General features: G+C 73.9%; 17 protein-coding genes. 9 read left to right on the plus strand and 8 right to left on the minus strand.

Translation table 11 applies throughout. From position 1 onward, the window contains the following. Positions 1-32: 32 nt before the first annotated feature. Positions 33-1,043: an aldo/keto reductase family protein gene (locus BXY45_RS15865; RefSeq protein ID WP_109775482.1), complete on the minus strand. Its 1,011-nt coding sequence runs from the start codon at positions 1,041-1,043 to the stop codon at positions 33-35. A 136-nt stretch (positions 1,044-1,179) separates the two neighbouring features. Here BXY45_RS15865 and BXY45_RS15870 point away from each other — a divergent pair, with 136 nt between their 5' ends. Beyond that, positions 1,180-2,028, plus strand: coding sequence for a hypothetical protein (locus tag BXY45_RS15870; protein ID WP_109775483.1), 849 nt, complete (start codon positions 1,180-1,182; stop codon positions 2,026-2,028). 45 nt (positions 2,029-2,073) lie between these two features. Here BXY45_RS15870 and BXY45_RS15875 read toward each other — a convergent pair whose 3' ends face one another. From BXY45_RS15875 to BXY45_RS15900, 6 genes are all read right to left on the minus strand, one after another. After that, complete coding sequence (locus BXY45_RS15875) at positions 2,074-3,255, minus strand: cysteine desulfurase family protein (protein ID WP_109775484.1); 1,182 nt, start codon at positions 3,253-3,255, stop codon at positions 2,074-2,076. Beyond that, positions 3,255-4,253, minus strand: coding sequence for a carboxylating nicotinate-nucleotide diphosphorylase (nadC, locus tag BXY45_RS15880; RefSeq protein WP_245961860.1), 999 nt, complete (start codon positions 4,251-4,253; stop codon positions 3,255-3,257). The genes BXY45_RS15875 and nadC overlap by 1 nt, the downstream gene beginning before the upstream one ends. Continuing rightward, positions 4,250-5,896, minus strand: coding sequence for an L-aspartate oxidase (nadB, locus tag BXY45_RS15885; protein WP_211319631.1), 1,647 nt, complete (start codon positions 5,894-5,896; stop codon positions 4,250-4,252). The genes nadC and nadB overlap by 4 nt, the downstream gene beginning before the upstream one ends. After that, a complete protein-coding gene (gene nadA, locus BXY45_RS15890) occupies positions 5,893-7,245 on the minus strand; it encodes a quinolinate synthase NadA (RefSeq protein WP_109775486.1) in 1,353 nt (450 codons plus the stop codon). The genes nadB and nadA overlap by 4 nt, the downstream gene beginning before the upstream one ends. 87 nt (positions 7,246-7,332) lie before the next feature. Next, positions 7,333-8,055 carry an NUDIX hydrolase gene (locus BXY45_RS15895; RefSeq protein ID WP_109775487.1) on the minus strand — a complete coding sequence of 241 codons (723 nt, stop codon included), beginning with the start codon at positions 8,053-8,055 and terminating at the stop codon, positions 7,333-7,335. A gap of 272 nt (positions 8,056-8,327) precedes the next feature. Further along, positions 8,328-8,636 (minus strand): hypothetical protein, encoded by a 309-nt coding sequence (locus tag BXY45_RS15900; protein ID WP_211319632.1) that lies wholly within the window; start codon positions 8,634-8,636, stop codon positions 8,328-8,330. 100 nt (positions 8,637-8,736) lie between these two features. Between BXY45_RS15900 and hisI the strand changes: the two genes are divergently transcribed. From hisI to BXY45_RS15920, 4 genes are all read left to right on the plus strand, one after another. Beyond that, positions 8,737-9,126, plus strand: coding sequence for a phosphoribosyl-AMP cyclohydrolase (gene hisI, locus BXY45_RS15905; protein WP_109775488.1), 390 nt, complete (start codon positions 8,737-8,739; stop codon positions 9,124-9,126). Beyond that, entirely contained in the window at positions 9,123-10,739 is a 1,617-nt protein-coding gene (locus BXY45_RS15910; RefSeq protein ID WP_109775489.1) for an anthranilate synthase component I, read from the plus strand. The genes hisI and BXY45_RS15910 overlap by 4 nt, the downstream gene beginning before the upstream one ends. A gap of 4 nt (positions 10,740-10,743) precedes the next feature. Further along, entirely contained in the window at positions 10,744-11,454 is a 711-nt protein-coding gene (locus tag BXY45_RS15915) for a Trp biosynthesis-associated membrane protein (RefSeq protein WP_281270611.1), read from the plus strand. A 78-nt stretch (positions 11,455-11,532) separates the two neighbouring features. Continuing rightward, on the plus strand, positions 11,533-11,811 hold the full coding sequence (locus tag BXY45_RS15920) for an HGxxPAAW family protein (RefSeq protein WP_109775491.1): 279 nt from the start codon (positions 11,533-11,535) through the stop codon (positions 11,809-11,811). An 82-nt stretch (positions 11,812-11,893) separates the two neighbouring features. On the opposite strand, the gene BXY45_RS24600 is transcribed toward BXY45_RS15920, so the two are convergent. Further along, the gene (locus BXY45_RS24600; RefSeq protein WP_109775492.1) at positions 11,894-12,484 is read right to left on the minus strand and encodes a DUF4190 domain-containing protein; all 591 of its coding nucleotides are present in this window, start codon (positions 12,482-12,484) and stop codon (positions 11,894-11,896) included. 151 nt (positions 12,485-12,635) lie between these two features. Here BXY45_RS24600 and trpC point away from each other — a divergent pair, with 151 nt between their 5' ends. From trpC to lgt, 4 genes are all read left to right on the plus strand, one after another. After that, positions 12,636-13,472 (plus strand): indole-3-glycerol phosphate synthase TrpC, encoded by an 837-nt coding sequence (trpC, locus tag BXY45_RS15930; RefSeq protein ID WP_109775493.1) that lies wholly within the window; start codon positions 12,636-12,638, stop codon positions 13,470-13,472. A 29-nt stretch (positions 13,473-13,501) separates the two neighbouring features. Continuing rightward, on the plus strand, positions 13,502-14,773 hold the full coding sequence (trpB, locus tag BXY45_RS15935) for a tryptophan synthase subunit beta (protein ID WP_109775521.1): 1,272 nt from the start codon (positions 13,502-13,504) through the stop codon (positions 14,771-14,773). Then, positions 14,770-15,624, plus strand: a complete 855-nt coding sequence (gene trpA, locus BXY45_RS15940; protein ID WP_109775494.1) for a tryptophan synthase subunit alpha — start codon at positions 14,770-14,772, stop codon at positions 15,622-15,624. The genes trpB and trpA overlap by 4 nt, the downstream gene beginning before the upstream one ends. Before the next feature lie 64 nt (positions 15,625-15,688). Further along, a complete protein-coding gene (gene lgt / locus BXY45_RS15945; RefSeq protein WP_109775522.1) occupies positions 15,689-16,690 on the plus strand; it encodes a prolipoprotein diacylglyceryl transferase in 1,002 nt (333 codons plus the stop codon). Positions 16,691-16,828: the final 138 nt, after the last annotated feature.

Below are 16,828 nucleotides of genomic sequence, written 5' to 3' on the forward strand. Positions count from 1 at the left end.
GAAAGTGCGAGAAGGAGGGGCGCGGGGGGCCGTCAGGCGGGGCGAACCTTCGGGGCGTTGGCGGCGGTCAGCGCCGGGTCGGTGGCGACGACGTCGCCGAGCAGCTCGTCGATCTTCGTCATGACCTCGGCCGGCAGTCGCAGCCCGGAGGCCTTGACGTTCTCGGCGACCTGCTCCGGTCGCGACGCACCGATGATCGCCGCAGCGACGTTGTCGTTCTGAAGCACCCACGCGACTGCAAGCGCCGCCATCGACAGGCCGAGGTCGGCGGCAACGGGCTTGAGCTCCTGGACGGCGGCGAGCACGTCGTCGCGCATCCAGCGGGAGATCATCTGTGCGCCGCCCTTGGTGTCGGTGGCGCGGCTGCCTTCCGGCGGCTGCTGACCGGGCAGGTACTTCCCGGTCAGCACGCCCTGCGCCACGGGCGAGAAGACGATCTGCGACAGGCCCAGCTCGCGCGAGGTCGGCACGACCTGCCCCTCGATGACGCGGTAGAGGGCCGAGTACTGCGGCTGGTTGGAGATCAGGCGGAAGCCCGCCTGCTGCGCGAGGGCCTGGCCGGCACGAATCTGGTCGGCGGTCCACTCCGAGACGCCGATGTAGAGCGCCTTGCCCGCGGCGACCACGTCCGCGAAGGCAGAGATGGTCTCCTCCAGCGGCGTCTCGTGGTCGTACCGGTGGGCCTGGTAGAGGTCGACGTAGTCCATTCCCAGTCGCTCGAGACTGTTGTCGATGCCTTCGAGGATGTGCTTGCGCGAGAGGCCGACGTCGTTCTTGCCCCGGGGGCCGACGGGCCAGTACACCTTGGTGAAGACCTCGAGCGACTCACGGCGCTCGCCCTTCAGCGCCTCACCGAGCACCGCCTCGGCGGCGCCGTTCGCGTAGACATCCGCGGTGTCGAAGGTGCTGATGCCGGCGTCGAGGGCGGCGCGCACGCACTGCGTCGCGACGTCGTTCTCGACCTGCGAACCGTGGGTCAGCCAGTTGCCGTAGGTGATCTCGGAGATCTTGAGACCACTGCGTCCGAGCTTCCTGAACTCCATGGCGTCATCCAACCTCGCGCAGTGTCACAGCGCTCACCCGCCCGCACCTGATGGCTGCGAGCTGGTGCCCTCGGAGGGATCACCGTGCCGTTGTGTAGACAGGGGTGACCCTCGACCCGCCGTAGCCTTCGCGGTCGTGACCTCTGGCGCGGCGAACCGGACGGCCCCGGCCGCGGCTCCGCCCTCGCGCCTCGAGCGCGGGCGCCGTCGGCTGGTTGCCGCGACGTCAGAGCCGTCACTCGTGGCGTACTACGGAGACCGCCAGGCGGCCGGACACGGGCCCCTGGCCTTCGCCGTGAGGCATCCCGCGCGTACCGCGGCGGCTCTCGCGGCCGTCCTGAGGCTTCCGCGGCTGCGAGCCGACCTTCCTGCGCGAGGGCCCGGCTGTGGTGAGGCCGAGACGGACGCTGTGCGGGCGGCGCTACTCAGCCGGTCGTTCGGGGTGCCCATGGCATGCACCGGTGTCTCGGTGCTCCCCGTCCCCGCTGATCCCGAGGACGTGGTGGCGGGCCGCGCTAAGCAGACGCTGCGCCGCAAGATCCGCGCGGCACAGCGCCGAGGCACCACCACGCGGCTGGTCACTGACCCCGGTGAACGGGAGGCGTTGCTCGAGCTCGCCCGCCGCTGTGAGCGCAAGCACCCCGACGAGGTGTACCGGACGGCGGAGCCCGAGGTGGAAGACCTCCCCGGCTACGCGCTGTGGATGGTCGCTCAAGACTCCCGCGGTACCCCCTTGCTGCTCGCCGTCATCCCCGCCTCCGGGCAGTGGGCCGTGCTGCGGTACTTCCGCACCCTGGGTTTCGACCCCGAGCACTCGGACAGCCGTTACCTCGCCACTGCCGATCTGGCCCGCGAGCTGGCGGCGCGCGGCGTCCGCCACCTCGCCGACACCTCACACCCGGCGGCGCTGACCCCGGGGCTCAGGCACTTCCAGAGGATGCTGGGGTTCCGGTTGCACCGCGTCACGGTCCGCCGAGTCGGCTGACGCTGGTGCGGCCGGCCCCTCCGTCCGAGCGGTCGTCAGTTGGCGTCAGCGGCCGGCGCGGGCCAGGGCGGTGGGCAGGGCGTCGAGCAGGGCGTCGACGTCGGCGTCGGTGGAGCTCCACCCGAGCGTGGCGCGCACCGACGTGCGGGCGGCGTCCTCGGCCAGGCCCATCGCCAGCAGCACGTGCGAGGCGTCGTCGCTGTCGGCCGAGCACGCCGATCCTGACGAGCACGCCACGCCCGCCAGGTCGAGCTCGGCGAGCACCACCTCGCCGGACAGCCCCGGCAGCACGAAGGACGCGTGGCCCGGCAGCCGCCCGGCCCCAGGAGGCGCACCGGTCAGCGCCGCAGCAACACCCGCTGCAGCACCGATCTCCAGCACCCCGGCCACCAGCCGGTCCCGCAGGGCCGCCAGCCGCACCACCTCGTGCTCGCGCCGCGCCGCGGCAGCGGACAGCGCGGTCGCCAGCCCCACGGCCGACGCCACGTCCACCGTGCCCGAGCGCCGTCCTCGCTCCTGCCCGCCTCCGAGCGCGACAGGCTCCAGCGGCGTCCCGGACCGCACGGCCAGCAGCCCCGATCCACGCAGCCCGCCGAGCTTGTGCGCCGAGACGCTCACGGCGCTCACCGCGCCGCCGGCCAGCGCCCACAGCTCGCGCAGGTCGAGCACCCCAGCGCTCTGGACGGCGTCGACGTGCAGCGCCACCCCGCGCTCCGCGCACAGCTGTGCCACACCAGACGGCCCCGCGAGGGGCTGCACGGTGCCGACCTCGTTGTTCGCGTGCATTACCGACACCAGGGCGGTCCGTTCGGTGACGACGTCGGCCAGCGCTGACACATCAACGCGCCCCTCGCCGTCGACCCCGACGACGTCGACCCGCCACCCCTGCCGCTCCAGCGCACGCGCCGGCTCGAGTACCGCGGCGTGCTCGACGGCGGTGGTCACGAGGTGCCGCTCCCGCCCGCGGGCTGCCACCACCGCGGGGGCGATACCCAGCACGGCGAGGCCGTCGGACTCCGTCCCGCCCGAGGTGAACACGACCTCGCCCGCGCGACACCCCAGGGCCTCCGCCGCCGTGGCCCGCGCCCGGTCGAGGCCTTCGCGTGCCTGCTGACCGGGCGTGTGCACGGAGGCCGGGTTGGCGGTGACCTGCACGAGGTAGGGCCAGACGGCCTCCAGCACCTGTCGGGTCGGCGGGGAGGTGGCGGCGTGGTCGAGGTAGTGCATCAGCCCGTGCGGGTGCGGACGGGCGCGACGTCGGCGTCGTCCCCGATGTCCAGTCCGACGTCCAGCGCCGCCGACGCCTGCGTCAGCCCCCCCACCGACACGAGGTCCACGCCGGTCGACGCGATGGCGCCGATCGTCTCGCGCCGAACCCCGCCGCTGGCCTCCACGAGCACTCGGTGGCTACCAGCCCGCTCGTGCTCGCGCACCGCGGCGACGCCGGCGCGCAGGTCGGCGAGGGTGAAGTTGTCGAGGAGCACCCCGTCCACCCCGGCGGCCAGCACCGCGGGCAGCTGGTCGAGCCTGTCGACTTCCACCTCCACGAACGTCGTGTGCGGCACTCTGGCCCGAACAGCGGCCAGTGCCGAGGTGACGTCAGCATCGCCGCCGGCCGCCGCGAGCACGGCGAGGTGGTTGTCCTTGACGAGCACCGCGTCGGACAGCGACCAGCGGTGATTGCCGCCTCCACCGCACCTCACCGCGTGCCGCTCCAGGGCGCGCAGCCCCGGCGTGGTCTTGCGGGTGTCGACCACGCGGGCGGTGCCACCCGCCGCGGCCACCAGCGCCACGTGCTCCGCCGTGGCCGTCGCGACACCTGAGAGGTGCTGCACGAGGTTCAGCGCGATGCGCTCGGCGCGCAGCACCGCCAGGGCGCTGCCGTGCGCGCGGGCCAGCACCTGCCCCGGGACAATGCGGTCACCGTCGTGGGCCAGGACCTCGACGACGACGGCGCCAGGCCCGTCCCCTCCAGGCCCGTCCCCTCCAGCCCCGTCCGCATCAGCAACGCCCACCAGGCGCGACGCCTGCGCGAGCGCTTCGGCGAACGCGCCGACTCCCGCGAGCACGCCCTCCTGCCGGGCGCGCAGCACGGCGGTCGTGGTGGCGGGGCCGCCGGGCAGCCCGACGAGCAGCGACTCGCTCGTGACGTCGCCCCAGGGCGCGTCCTCGGCGAGGGCACGGGCGACGACGTCGGCCAGCGCTCCAGCGATCGAGCCGCTCACGCGTCACCACCGGGAGCCGGGTGGGCGACGGCGCGCAGCAGCACGTGACGGGCCGGCTCGCGCCGACCCGGGTGATCGGTGCGGGCGTGCGCCCCGCGGCTCTCCTCGCGGACCAGCGCCCCGGCGGCCAGCAGCGCTGCGACGTCGGTGAGAGCCCGGTTCTCGAGCGCCTCGACGTCGGAGCCCTGAGCTGCGGCTTCGGCGCCCGCGAGGGTCTTGACGAGCAGCTCCAGGCCGGCGCGGTCGCGCAGCAGCCCGGCGTGCTCCCAGGCCAGGGCCTGCAGCTCCGTCCGGGGCAGCGTCTCCGCGGGGAGCTCGACGTCGAGGAGCTCGCTGTCGTCCACTGCGGCGGCTTCCGTGCCGGTAGCGCCGACAGCCCCCGCGACGATCGCTGCCGCTGCTCGCGCCCCGAACACCGCGCCCTCCAGCAGCGAGTTCGAGGCCAGGCGGTTGGCGCCGTGCACGCCGGTGGAGGCGACCTCGCCGACGGCCCACAGCCCGGGCAGCGTGGTGCGCCCGTCGAGGTCGGCGAGCACGCCGCCCATCGCGTAGTGCGCGGCCGGCGTGACGGGCACGGGCTCACGGGTCCAGTCCAGCCCGGCGGCGCGGGTCAGGGCGTCGATCCCGGGGAAGCGCGTCCGCAGTCCCTCGATCCCCGTGGCGTCGAGCAGCACGGGCGCGCCGTCCTGGGTGGCCATGGCGGCGGCGCAGGCGCGGGCCACCACGTCGCGGGGGGCCAGCTCGTCGGTGAAGCGACGCCCGGAAGCGTCGAGCAGCACGGCACCTTCCCCGCGGACGGCCTCCGAGACGAGGAACGTCCGGCCGTCGCGCCCGGCGCCGGCCGTGGGGTGGAACTGGACCATCTCGACGTCGCGGGCCACCGCCCCCGCCCGCACGGCGGCGGCCAAGCCATCACCCGTGGCCACCGACGGCGTGGTCGTGTGCGCGTAGACCTGCGCGTGCCCGCCGGTGGCGAGGACGACGGCGCCAGCTCTGACCAGCATGTCCTCACCGCCGGGGCCGCGCAGCCGCGCCCCGGTGACGGCGGTGCCGCGGCCCGCAGCGGTGACCAGTGCCACCAGCGCCGTGTGCTCCATCAGCAGAGCGCGCGAAGCCCGAACCGCTGCCCCGAGGGCTGCCGCGATGTGGGCGCCGGTGGTGTCTCCTCCGGCGTGCACGATCCGCGGCCGCGAGTGCGCGGCTTCGAGGCCGCGAGCTCGGGTGCCGTCGGGGCGCCGGTCGAGCACGAGACCGCGCCGCTCCAGCGCCGTGATGGCGTCAGCTCCGGCACCGCAGAGGACGGCGACAGCGTCGGCCACGCACAGACCGTCACCGGCAGCCAGGGTGTCGGCGACGTGCAGCGCCACGTCATCCGCGCTGGCAGAGCCCGGGGCGAGCGGGGCCAGGTCGTCCTTCAGCACCGCAGCGATGCCGCCCTGCGCCCACGCCGTCGCGCCGTCGCCGAGTTCCGCCTTCGTCACCACGGCCACCCGAGCGCCCGGCTGCAGACGCAGCACCTCCAGAGCCGTGGTCAGCCCCGCGATGCCTGAACCCACGACGAGGACGTCGACGTCGAGCGGCTGTGCGGCCACGAGCCCGGGCGCGAGTGCGGCCGTCGTCGTCGTCCTCATCAACCCCGTCACGGGACGACCGCCAGCATCCGCTCCAGCGCGGCCCGCGCGTGCACGGCGACGTCGTCGTCCACCACCACCCGGTTCACCACGGCGCCGAGCTCCGCCTCGGGAGCCCCCGCTGCCAGCGCAGCTTCGCGCTCCACGAGGGACTCCAGCACCCACGCGAGGTAGCCGGGGTGGATCCGGTACATCGTCGAGCAGGGGCAGATCACCGGGTCGAGGCAGGTGATGGTCTTGTCGGGGTGAGCGTCGGCGAGGCGGCGCACCAGGTTGATCTCGGTGCCGATCGCCAGTGACGAGCCGGCCGGGGCCGCCGCCACCGCCTTGATGATGAACTCGGTGGAGCCAGCCTGGTCGGCGGCGTCGACGACGTCCTGCGGGCACTCGGGGTGCACCACCACCTGCACCGACGGGTCGGCGGCACGGGCAGCGTCGATCTGCGCCGTCGTGAAGCGCTGGTGCACCGAGCACCAGCCGCGCCACAGCAGCACGCGCGCGTCGACGAGGGCCTGGGCGCTGTTGCCGCCCAGCGGCTTGCGCGGGTCCCACAGGGGCATGAGCTCGGCCGGGACGCCCATGGCCTTGGCGGTGTTGCGGCCCAGGTGCTGGTCGGGCACGAAGAGCACCCGGCGGCCGCGGGCGAACGCCCACTCCAGCACCGCGGTGGCGTTGGAGGAGGTGCAGACGATGCCGCCGTGCTCCCCGCAGAACGCCTTGATGGCCGCGGAGGAGTTCATGTACGTGACGGGTACCACCTCGACCAGGCCGTCCTCGCCGGGCCCATCAGCAGGCACGTCGAGCGGGCGGCCGATGGCTGCCTCGAGCTGGTCCCAGCAGTCCTGGACGGCGTCGAGGTCGGCCATGTCCGCCATCGAGCAGCCCGCGGCGAGGTTGGGCAGCACGACGGCTTGGTCGGGGCGGGTGAGCAGGTCGGCGGTCTCGGCCATGAAGTGCACGCCGCAGAACACGACGTACTTCGCCTCCGGCCGCTCCAGGCTCCGGCGGGCCAGGAGGAAGGAGTCTCCGGTGACGTCGGCGTGCGCGATGACCTCGTCGCGCTGGTAGTGGTGCCCGAGGACGACGACGGCGTCGCCGAGCGCGTCCTTGGCGGCGCGGATGCGCGCGTGGACCTCGTCGGCCTCCATGCGGCGGTAGCGCTCGGGGATCTGCTGCTGCACCGGCGTGTGCGCGGGGGCGGTGTCGACGACGGAGGCGCCGGGTCCGTACTCAGGCGCGGGGGCGGGCAGGCCGGGCATCGCGTCGAGAGCGAACGGCTCGGCGGCGAGCCGGGAGTCGCACGAGCTGACGGGCGCGCTGGTGGGGGCGGACCGGCCGAGGGTGATGGCGACGGAGACCATGGGGACTCTTCCTTCTCCTGCGGTGGGCTCTGCGAAAGGCTCTGGGGGGATCTGAGGCGGGTGCGCTGCGGTCGTTCTGCGGGGACGTCAGCCGAGCTCGGGGCGCGACTGCCACGGCGGGTACCCGCCGGTCGCGCCACCGGGCGGAAGCACGGCGCGGTAGAGGCGGGCGGGGCGGTGCGCCGCGCCGGACCGGACCTCGTCGGTGGCCTCGACGGCTCCCGAAGCGGCGACGCTGCGGCGGAAGTTGGCGGGGTCGAGGTGCTTGCCGAGCACGGCCTCGTGCACACCGCGCAGCTCGGCAAGGGTGAACGTCTCCCCGAGGAAGTGCTGGGCGATGGCGGCGTAGCCGACCTTCGTCCGTAGCCGCCACAGCGCGTAGTCGACGATCTCGGCGTGGTCGAAGGCGAGCTCGCCGACGGTCTCCATCAGCCGGTCGGCGGGGGCCCACCTGACGTTCTCGCCGATCTCGACGGCGGCGGCCTCGGGGGCGCGGACCAGCGCGGTGTAGACGACCGAGACGACGCGGCCCGTGGGGGAGCGGTGCGGAGCACCGAACGTGTAGAGCTGCTCGAGGTAGCTGGGGCGCAGGCCGGTGGTCTCGGCGAGGGTGCGTCGCGCGGCGGAACTGAGGCGCTCGTCGGGGGTGACCCAGCCGCCGGGCAGCGCCCACCGCCCGGCGAAAGGCTCACGCGTGCGGCGGACCAGCGGCAGGTGCAGCTGCAGCGTCTCGTCCCCGCAGCCTGCGGTGGTGCCCGGCAGCAGCGCCAGGATCACGGTGGAGACGGCGAGCTCCAGTGACGCGCCCATCGCGCACCTCCTGCTGCTCAGCCCGCCGACACCGGGTCGACGTCCCGTCGGTCCGTTCAGGTCAGCGCGACACTAACACCACTTCGAGTCACGCCCACCCAAACACGCCCGCCAGATGTCCGATCCGCCGGACCGACACCCCCACCCCTGGCGCCGAGGGTTTTAGGGCAGCACCGAGGGTTTCAGGGCAGCACTGAGCCGGGGTTCGGGCACCCCGTTCGAGTGCTCGAACCCCGGCGCGTGCCGACCGTCAGGCCACGGTCGGCGGGCCGTCAGCTGACGGTCTCGCCCGCTTCCGAGCGCAGCACCGACTGGTGCTCGTCGCCGGTGTCGAAGAACCTGTCGAGGTACTCGCGGGTGCCCAGGTCGCTGGACCTGACCAGCGAGAAGACCTCCGCGCCGTGCCCGGGCTCACCCTCCATGCGGTAGCCCTGCAGCAGCCCGAGGAAGGTGACCTCCCCGGCGTCGCTCTCACGGGCGTACTCGAGGGCCTCGGCCTCAGCGAGCGCCATCGCGCTCTCCATGCTCTCGGCCCGCCACACGGTGAACCGTTCCTCGTAGGCGTCCCGGAACCGGAACACGCCACGAACTCCATACCACTGACCGTCGTTCACGAGGTACACCTCAGCACGCCGGGGCCCGTCGAGGCGAGACCCCCCGCCGCACTGGGATGATGCGGAGGTGAGCAGCCCCGTCTCCAGCGAGCAGAGCACCGGCTCCGCCCTCGACCCCACGGTCGCCTCCCTCCTCAAGCGCGACGACGCCGGCCTGGTCGCCGCGGTGGTGCAGGCCCACGACACCCGCGAGGTGCTCATGGTCGGCTGGATGGACGACGAAGCGCTCCACCGCACGCTCACCACCGGCCGCAGCTGGTTCTGGAGCCGCAGCCGCGGCGAGTACTGGCGCAAGGGAGACACCTCCGGCGCCGTGCAGCGCGTGCGCACCGTCAGCCTCGACTGCGACGGGGACGCCGTCCTCGTCACGGTCGACCAGGCCGGCGGCGCGTGCCACACCGGTGACCGGACCTGCTTCGACGCCCGCCCCCTCCTCGCCGAGGCGACTGCCCCGTGACCACCACCGACAACCCCACGACCGACAACCCGACGACGACGACGGCGACCGCCGCCCCCGCGCCCGACCTCAGCATCGGCGCCACCTGGCCCGACCTGCCGACCTTCCGCCAGCTCGCGCGTGACCGCCGCGTCATCCCGGTGGTCCGTCGCCTACTGGCCGACGCGGAGACCCCGGTCGGCGTCTACCGCAAGCTCGCCGGAGACCGCACCGGGACGTTCCTGCTGGAGTCGGCCGACCACGGCGGCGTGTGGTCGCGCTACTCCATCGTCGGCGCGCGCTCCGCGGCCGTGCTCACCGAGCGCGACGGCCAGGCCCACTGGCTCGGCACGCCGCCGGTCGGCGTCCCCGTCGACGGAGACCCGCTGGTCGCCGTCCGCGAGACCCTCACCACCCTGCGCACCCCGCGGATCCCCGGCCTCCCGCCGCTGACCGGCGGCCTCGTCGGCGTGCTCGGCTGGGACGTCGTCCGCCGCTGGGAGAATCTCCCGCACCCGCCGCGCGCGCAGGGCACCGAGCCGCCGGAGCTGGCCCTGTGCCTGGCCACCGACCTCGCCGTCGTCGACCACGCCGACTCCTCCGTGCTCCTCGTGGCCAACGCGGTCAACCTCGACGGCACCGACGAGCGGGTCGACGAGGCCTGGGCCGACGCCGTCATCCGCCTCGACGCCATGACCCGGCAGCTCGCCGAGCCGGCGCCGTCCACGGTGTCGACCCTCGACCCGGCCGCCGCGGCCGCGGCGGCTTCCGCCGAGCCGCGCCGCACCTCCACCGCCGCCGACTACGAGGCGGCCGTCGTGGCCGCCAAGGCGGCCATCCGCGACGGCGAGGTGTTCCAGGTGGTGCCCTCGCAGACGTTCGAGGTCGACTGCTCCGCGGACGCCCTCGACGTCTACCGCGCGCTGCGGGCCACCAACCCCAGCCCGTACATGTACCTGTTCCGGTTCGCCGACGCCGACGGCGGCCGCTTCGACGTGGTCGGCTCCAGCCCGGAGTCGCTGGTCAAGGTCGAGGGGGGCCGGGCGATGACCCACCCCATCGCCGGCACGCGTCCTCGCGGCGCCACCCCCGAGCAGGACACGGCGCTCGCGGCCGACCTGCTGGCCGACGCCAAGGAGCGCGCCGAGCACCTCATGCTCGTCGACCTCGCCCGCAACGACCTTGCCCGCGTGTGCCGTCCCGGCACCGTCGAGGTGGTCGAGTTCATGGAGGTGTGGCGCTACAGCCACGTCATGCACCTCGTCAGCACTGTCACGGGCGAGGTGAAGGAGGGGAGGACGGCGTTCGACGTCCTCCAGTCGACCTTCCCGGCGGGCACGCTCTCCGGTGCTCCGAAGCCGCGGGCGCTGGCTCTCATCGACGAGCTGGAGCCGGTGCGTCGCGGCCTGTACGGCGGGACGGCCGGCTACTTCGACGTCGCCGGTGACCTCGACATGGCCATCACCATCCGCAGCGCCGTGCTCCGCGACGGCGTCGCGCGGGTGCAGGCGGGAGCGGGCGTGGTCGCCGACTCCGTGCCGGCCAGCGAGGAGGCCGAGACGCGCGCCAAGGCGGCAGCGGTCCTGGCCGCCGTCGCCCGGGCCGGCGCGCTGCGCCCGCTGTCCGGTGCCTGACGAGGTGCCCGGCCCAGCGCCGGATGCCTCGGCCGGACGTTCTTCCGGGGGAGCTCGATGGCGACGACGGCCCGTCGTCGTCCTGGTCGGTCTCGCGGCGGGTGCTCTGGTGCTCATCGTGAGCACGCAGCCGTGGGTGCTCGCCGCGTTACCCGTGGGGCCGGGCGGCAGCGCCTCCGAGGTACCCGTGAGCGGACGCGAGGCCGTGGCTGCCGTGCCGGCCCTGGGGGTGGTGGCCGTCGCGGGGGCGCTCGCGCTGTCGGTGCTGCGGGCGGTGGGTCGCGTCGCGGCGGCGGTGCTCCTGGTGGTCGCCGGAGCGGCGGCGGTCGCGGCCGTCGTGGCGCTGCTGCTCGATCCGGTCCCGGCGGCTCAGGCCGCGGCCCGTGCGGCCACGGGGGTCGGCGACGTCGAGGGTGCCCGCACCACCGCGTGGCCCCTCGTGGCGCTGGTTCCGGTGCTGGGCGTGCTGGCCACGGGAGCGATCGCCCTGGTCGCTGGTCGTTCGTGGGGCACGAGCGAGAGGTTCGAAGCTCCGGGAGCTGCAGCCGGTGCCCGCGGCTCCTCGGCGCGCCGCGTGGCAGCCGCTCCGCCGTCGCCCCCGACGAGCGCGGGTCTGTGGGACGGCCTGAGTCGCGGCGAAGACCCCACGGCGGCGATCGAGGACCGACCCGCCGACGGGTCGTCCGCCGCGTCGCCGCGGGAGCGGGCAGAATGACCTCGACGTGACGGTCGACGTCCCGACCCGGGGCCGCAGCCAGGTGGGGCTGGGCCCGCCCGCAGCACGAGGAGCCCGATGAGCACCGACGCCGACAGCAACCCGATCGTGCAGGCCCGCCGCGAGGAGGTCGAGCAGCACATCGACCACGGCCACTCCGTGACCGGATGGACCGGCGCGGGCCTCGGCCTGCTCGGGTCGGCCATCGCTTCGGTGGCGATGGTCCTGGCCATGGTGTGGCTGTTCTGGGTCGGCATCGTGGTGATGCTCCTGGGCCTTCCCTTCCTCGTCATGGCTGGCAAGGGAAAGAAGAAGCAGCACTCGCAGCAGCACGGGAAGCCGACCCCGGTGCGCTGACCAGGCTCCACGACGAAGGCCCCGGGCCAGCTCAGGTGAGCTGGCCCGGGGCCTTCGTCATCGGTGCTGCCAGGGAGGAGTATCAGCCGTCGAGCTGGTCGGCGGGCACGCCGAGCTGCTCGGCCAGGCACTGCTGGTAGCCGACCTCGTCGTTGTTGGCGAGGTAGTCGTTGCAGTTCGCCGCCTGGCTGCCGATGTAGCCGAAGAAGGCGATGGCGATGACGGCGCCCACGACGCCCAGCGCGCCGAGCACGATGCCCGTGATCGCCATGCCGCGGTTCGTCGCTTCACCGCGCTTGGCCCGGCGGGTGCCGATGAACCCGAGCACGATCGCGACCAGCCCGAACAGGCCTCCGATGACGAAGAAGCCCGACAGCAGCGCGAGGATGCCGAGCACCAGCGCGGCGATGCCGATGCCGTTCTTCGGGGCGGGGCGGTCGTAGCCGCCCTGGCCGGGGTAGCCGGAGTATCCGGGGTAGCCGCCCTGCTGGCCGGGTGCGCCCTGGTAGGGCGCCGGCTGCTGGTACCCCGGCTGAGGGGCCTCGGGGTATCCGCCCGGGCCGGACGGTGCCGACTGCTGCCAGGAGGGCTGCTGCGCCCCCTGGTCGGGGCTGGACCCGGTGCGCTGCGGACGGCCGTCGTCGGACGCGCCGTAGGGGTCCTGGGTACTCATGGGGACTCCTCGTCTCGTGCACGCCGCCGGACGGCGGCCTTGCCGTCACCGTAGCGATCTTGCGGCTGTACGCCTCTCGATCAGCGGCCGTACGGGCGGCGGACGGGGACGAGCGGACAGGGGTCTCCTCGGCGCGGACTACCCTGGCTCTGTGAGCGTGCTGGAGGAAATCCTCGCCGGCGTCCGGGAGGACCTGGCCGAGCGCCAGGCCGCCACGTCGCTGGACGAGCTGAAGGAAGCCGCCCGCCGAGCCCCCTCGGCGCGCAACGCCCTGGAGGCGCTGCGGCCCGGTGGCGACGAGCGGGGCCAGGTAACGGTGATCGCTGAGGTCAAGCGGTCGAGCCCGAGCAAGGGCTCCCTGGCGCCCATCGAAGACCCGGCCGCGCTGGCCAAGGAGTACGAGGCCGGTGGCGCCAGCGCCATCAGCGTCCTGACCGAGCGGCGCCGCTTCGGCGGCAGCCTCGACGACCTGCGCGCCGTTCGCGCTGCCGTCGACGTCCCGGTGCTCCGCAAGGACTTCGTGGTCTCCAGCTACCAGGTCTGGGAGGCCCGCGCCGCGGGGGCCGACCTGGTGCTGCTCATCGTGGCCGCGCTCGAGCAGGAGGCGCTGGTCTCCCTCGTGGAGCGCGTGCATTCGCTGGGCATGTGCGCCCTGGTCGAGGCCCATGACGAGCACGAGGTCGACCGCGCGGTCGCCGCTGGAGCACAGCTCATCGGTGTCAACTCGCGCAACCTCAAGACTCTCGAGGTCGACCCGACGACGTTCGCCCGGTGCGCCCACCGCATCCCCGACTCGGTGGTCAGCGTGGCCGAGTCCGGTGTGCGCTCTGCCCACGACGTCGTCGAGCACGCCCGGGCCGGCGCCGACGCCGTGCTCGTCGGCGAGGCGCTCGTCACGGGTCGTGACCCCCGCACCGCGGTGGCCGACCTGGTCGCCGCTGGCTCCCACCCGTCGCTGCGCGCGGTCTCGCGCAGTGGCAAGCCGTGAGCGCGCCCACCACGCCGGGAGGCGAGCAGCTGCTCTTCGAGCGGTTCGGTGACCGCGGCCCGTACTTCGGGGAGTTCGGCGGGCGCTTCGTGCCCGAGGCGCTCATCGCCGCGCTCGACCAGCTCGACGAGGAGTACTCCCGCGCCGCCGCAGACCCGACCTTCGCCGCCGAGCTCGACCGGCTGCAGCGCGAGTACACGGGCCGGCCGAGCATCCTCACCGAGGTGCCCCGCTTCGCCGAGCACGCGGGTGGTGCCCGCGTGCTGCTCAAGCGTGAGGACCTCAACCACACCGGCTCCCACAAGATCAACAATGTGCTGGGGCAGGCGCTCCTGACCAAGCGCATGGGCAAGAAGCGCGTCATCGCCGAGACCGGCGCCGGCCAGCACGGCGTGGCCACGGCCACCGCCGCCGCGCTCATGGGCCTCGAGTGCGTGGTCTACATGGGCGAGGTCGACACCCGCCGCCAGGCGCTCAACGTGGCCCGCATGCGCCTGCTCGGTGCCGAGGTCGTGCCGGTGAGCAACGGCACGGCCACCCTCAAGGACGCCCTCAACGAGGCCTTCCGTGACTGGGTCGCCCACGTCGACGACACGCACTACGTGCTCGGCACGGTCGCCGGTCCGCACCCGTTCCCCGCGATGGTGCGCGACTTCCACCGGACGATCGGCGTGGAGGCCCGCGCCCAGGTGCTCCAGCGCGTGGGCCGCCTGCCCGACCTCGTGGCCGCCTGTGTGGGCGGTGGGTCGAATGCGATCGGCATCTTCCACGCCTTCCTTGACGACCCGCAGGTCCAGCTCCTGGGCCTGGAGGCCGCTGGCGACGGCGTCGAGACCGGCCGCCACGCCGCGTCCATCACCGGAGGCGTCTCGGGTGTGCTCCACGGGGCCCGTTCGATGATCCTCCAGGACGAAGACGGCCAGACCCTCGACAGCCACTCCATCTCCGCTGGGCTCGACTACCCGGGCGTCGGGCCGGAGCACGCGTACCTGGCCTCGATCGGGCGCGCCCGGTACGAGCCCGTTACCGACGCCGAGGCCATGGAGGCCTTCGGCCTCCTGTGCCGCACGGAGGGGATCATCCCCGCCATCGAGAGCGCCCACGCCCTCGCGGGCGCGCTGCGCGCCGGTCGCGAGCTGGGCCCGGACGGCGTGGTGCTGGTCAACCTGTCGGGCCGAGGTGACAAGGACGTCGACACCGCCGCCCGCTGGTTCGGGCTCGTGAGCGACGCCGACCTCGTCGCCTCCGAGGCCGAGCGCGTGGCTGCCCCCGTCGAGGACAGCGAAGGGAACGGCTGGTGAGCACCACGACTGGAACGACGACGACGGCGGGGACGGCGACGACGACGACGGGGCGCGCCAGCGCCACCGCCATCGACGCCGCCCGTGCGGCCGGCCGTTCCGCCCTGGTCGGCTACCTGCCCGCGGGGTTCCCCGACCGGGCCGGCTGCGTCGACGCGCTGCGCGCGTCCGTGGCGGCCGGCCTCGATGTCATCGAGCTGGGCCTGCCCTACTCCGACCCCGTCATGGACGGGCCGGTCATCCAGGCTGCCGCTGAGACGTCGCTGCGCGGGGGCACCCGCATCCGCCACGTCCTGGAGTCGGTGGAGCAGCTCACCTCGGCTCCCGACGGCGAGCGGGCACCGGTGCTCGTCATGAGCTACTGGGCGCCCGTCCTGCGGTACGGGGTGGAGGCCTTCGCCCGTGACCTCGCCTCCGCCGGCGGTGCCGGCCTCATCACCCCCGACCTCGTGCCCGACGAGGCGGGGGAGTGGCTGGCCGCCAGCGACGCCCACCACCTCGAGCGCGTCTTCCTCGTCGCCCCGTCGTCCACGCCCGCGCGCCTGGCCTCCACGGCCGCTGCGTGCCGCGGCTGGACGTACGCCGCGTCGACGATGGGCGTCACCGGAGCCCGCGCGTCCGTGGGTGCCGCGGCCGAGGGCCTCGTCGCCGCGTCTCGCGCCGCCGGGGCCGAGCGGGTCTGTGTCGGCCTGGGTGTCTCGACGGGCGAGCAGGCCGCCGAGGTCGGCGCCTACGCCGACGGGGTGATCGTGGGCTCCGCTCTCGTGCGCGCCCTGTCCGAGGAGGGTGTCCCCGGCCTCGAGCGTGTGGTGCGTGACCTCGCCGCCGGCGTCGCGGGTTCCCGCGCGTGATGGACACGACGACGGCGGTCCGCGCGACCCGTCCGACGCCGCTCACCCGAGTGGCAGCAGCGTGCTGAGCGGGGCGCTGGCGAGCGCCGGCGTCCTCGCGTTCATCCCCAGCCCCGAGCAGGGGGTCTGGCACCTCGGTCCGGTGCCGCTGCGCGCGTACGCGTTCTGCATCCTCGCGGGCATCGCCCTGGCGGTCTGGCTGACCGACCGCCGCTGGCGGGCCCGCGGCGGTCTGCCCGGTCAGATCGCCGACATCGCCCTGTGGGCGGTGCCGTTCGGCATCGTCGGGGGTCGCCTCTACCACGTGGTCTCCTCACCGGCGGCGTACTTCGGGGAGGGCGGCAACCCGGTCGCGGCGCTGTACATCTGGAACGGCGGCCTCGGCATCTGGGGTGCCGTGGCGCTCGGGGCCGTGGGCGCCTGGTTCGGATGTCGCGCCGTCGGGGCGAGGTTCTCCGCCTACGCGGACACTCTTGCGCCCGGCCTGCTCCTGGCCCAGGCGGTGGGCCGGTTCGGCAACTGGTTCAACCAGGAGCTCTACGGCAAGCCCACCACGCTGCCGTGGGCGCTGGAGATCGATCCGCAGCACCGCGAGCCGGGCTACGAGGACGTCGAGACCTACCACCCCACCTTCCTCTACGAGGCGATCTGGAACGTGGGCGCCGCCGCGGTGCTCGTGTGGGCCCAGCGTCGCTTCCGGCTCGGGCACGGTCGGGTCTTCTTCTCCTACGTCGTCCTCTACACGCTCGGCCGGGTGTGGATCGAGGCTTTGCGCATCGACCCCGCCGAGCAGGTGCTGGGGCTGCGCCTCAACATCTGGACCTGCCTCGTGGTGGGTCTGGCCGGCATCGTGGCGTTCGTTGTCAGCGCTCGCCGCCACCCGGGCATCGAGGACTCGGTGCTGGTCCCCGGACGGGATACCGCCGCGACAGCCGACACCGCTGACGGCTCTGACACCGTGACTGCCCCGGGCGCCACCGTCGACGACACCGCCGGCTCAGCGCCTCCGTCCTCAGCGTCAAGCCCGTCCGCTGGGCGGGATGATTCGTCTCGCGATGTGAGATAGCGATCCCGGTCTCGACCTCGGAGCAGTCTCGCTCCGGTGCTATCGTCAACTGAAGCGTGCCGGGCCAGCGCCGTCCCCGCTCGACGAGCACCACCAGCAAGTCATCGAGTCGAACAGCAGCACTGCCGCCAGCCCCGA

This window comes from Quadrisphaera granulorum (assembly GCF_003149145.1).
Taxonomy (GTDB): Bacteria; Actinomycetota; Actinomycetes; order Actinomycetales; family Quadrisphaeraceae; genus Quadrisphaera; species Quadrisphaera granulorum.

What these genes read in the sequence shown, in the direction of transcription:
- BXY45_RS15865 (WP_109775482.1), bottom strand. Translation starts at nt 1,043, where the DNA reads ATGGAGTTCAGGAAGCTCGGACGCAGTGGTCTCAAGATCTCCGAGATC.
- BXY45_RS15875 (WP_109775484.1), bottom strand. Translation starts at nt 3,255, where the DNA reads ATGCACTACCTCGACCACGCCGCCACCTCCCCGCCGACCCGACAGGTG.
- nadA (WP_109775486.1), bottom strand. Translation starts at nt 7,245, where the DNA reads ATGGTCTCCGTCGCCATCACCCTCGGCCGGTCCGCCCCCACCAGCGCG.
- BXY45_RS15895 (WP_109775487.1), bottom strand. Translation starts at nt 8,055, where the DNA reads ATGGGCGCGTCACTGGAGCTCGCCGTCTCCACCGTGATCCTGGCGCTG.
- BXY45_RS15920 (WP_109775491.1), top strand. Translation starts at nt 11,533, where the DNA reads ATGAGCACCGACGCCGACAGCAACCCGATCGTGCAGGCCCGCCGCGAG.
- BXY45_RS24600 (WP_109775492.1), bottom strand. Translation starts at nt 12,484, where the DNA reads ATGAGTACCCAGGACCCCTACGGCGCGTCCGACGACGGCCGTCCGCAG.